The organism is Enterobacter sp. KBR-315C3_2022, from assembly GCF_041399425.1.
In the GTDB taxonomy this organism is placed as follows: Bacteria; Pseudomonadota; Gammaproteobacteria; order Enterobacterales; family Enterobacteriaceae; genus Enterobacter.
Genome location: NZ_JBGKEB010000063.1, coordinates 1 through 1,274, shown reverse-complemented (window position 1 = coordinate 1,274; position 1,274 = coordinate 1). Strand labels below are relative to the sequence as shown.

The following is a 1,274-nucleotide window of genomic DNA, read 5'->3' as shown; positions in this document are numbered from 1 at the left end:
GCCGAACGGGGTAGATAAGTTAAGACTAATCTAAACCGTAAGCACACTTTGAAACACGTTGTTACATTTATAATTGTATTAATAAAGGATCAAGGATGAAAAAGGTAATTCTCGCTACAGCTATCGCACTGTGCACCACCTCTGCTTTTGCTGGTGAAACCGCTGTTCTGAAAATCAAGGGTACCCTGACTAACGCTGCTTGCTCTGCAGACATGTCCAATGGCGGCGTGATCGACTACGGTCGCATCGCTCTTGGCAGTCTGAAGTCTGATGCCAACAACGTGCTGGGTACAAAACAGCTGCCAATCACCATTACCTGTACTGCGCCAACTAAAGTTGCTTTCTCCATTCTGGACGATCGCGCCGACAGCAACGCACAGCTTCCGGTTGATGTTGATGCCAACAAAAATATGACCCAAAAGGTTTACACCTACGGCGTGGGCCTGACTGCTGGCAACGTTAAAATCGGTAACTACGGCCTGTGGCTCTCTAATGCAACCGCAGACGGCGTTGCAGTGAACTCGATCGGTCAGAACAGCGACTGGGCTGCCGATAACTGGTCTATTGGTTACATTCCTCGCAGCGATGCGTTCTCCCGCAATGCTTTCGCCACGAAAGGGTCTTCCGATCCACTGGCTGTGACTACCGCTACCTTTAACGTTAACACCAACCTGGTTATTCGTGACACTACCGCGCTGGCTATCACTGATGATACCCAGCTGGACGGTCAGGTAACCATGACTCTGGTTTACCTGTAATAGCGATATCTGCTTAGCATTATCTGTTCATAACGGGCCAGCGATGGCCCGTTATTTTTATGCCTGTCGAAATGTCCTGCACGCTCGCTGCCTCCCCTCTTCGCGCCGTCATCCCATCCAGCTCAGGTTTGTTTTATTTTTTTGAAATTACTGCGCTTAACGAGAGAGCTGTGAGGCGCAAAAGTCGCCGTTTAAATCGCTGAATCCCCTATTCCAACTGGCTGATAAGCACAATTCAAACGCGTTAATAAATACCGCCCAGCAATTCGAGTTTTTTTGCGCAGCGTGTTTTTGATACATAATATTTTTCAAAAATAGGTTAGATCTTATCTTGCCAAAAAACAATTCCCAGCCTGTCTGCTGCCAGCAAATTCGGTAACAAAAAGAAAATCAATAAGTTATAATAAATTGATAATTAAAGCCTTATTATGATAAGAATCAATCCAGTGGCAACTTCGAATAAAGTTTAAATTTTACTAAACCGGAGATTAATTTTTAATAACTTTTTATATATAC

At 44.9% G+C, this 1,274-nt stretch carries 1 protein-coding gene; it reads left to right on the top strand.

Annotated features, from left to right (window positions below):
* Positions 1-95: 95 nt before the first annotated feature.
* The gene (locus AB8804_RS23235; protein ID WP_371190294.1) at positions 96-758 is read left to right on the top strand and encodes a DUF1120 domain-containing protein; all 663 of its coding nucleotides are present in this window, start codon (positions 96-98) and stop codon (positions 756-758) included.
* The last annotated feature ends 516 nt before the right edge of the window (positions 759-1,274 follow it).